At 52.4% G+C, this 229-nt stretch carries 1 tRNA gene and 1 rRNA gene; both read right to left on the minus strand.

Annotation, left to right across the window (positions count from 1 at the left end):
- Position 1: 1 nt before the first annotated feature.
- Positions 2-77 (minus strand) — tRNA-Glu (locus ACLJNW_RS29165).
- A gap of 85 nt (positions 78-162) precedes the next feature.
- A 16S ribosomal RNA gene (locus tag ACLJNW_RS29170) occupies positions 163-229 on the minus strand; the annotation flags it as partial.

Raw genomic sequence — 229 nt, forward strand, 5'->3', positions numbered from 1 at the left:
GTGGCGTCCCCTAGGGGATTCGAACCCCTGTTACCGCCGTGAAAGGGCGGTGTCCTGGGCCTCTAGACGAAGGGGACACTGAAGTCTCAATCGCAAGACGCCTTGCTATTTACTTTTCATCAGACAATCTGTGTGAGCACTGCAAAGACCGTTTCTTTAAGGTAAGGAGGTGATCCAACCGCAGGTTCCCCTACGGTTACCTTGTTACGACTTCACCCCAGTCATGAAT

The sequence above is a fragment of the Salmonella sp. SAL4457 genome (genome assembly GCF_046548235.1).
Taxonomy (GTDB): domain Bacteria; phylum Pseudomonadota; class Gammaproteobacteria; order Enterobacterales; family Enterobacteriaceae; genus Salmonella; species Salmonella enterica.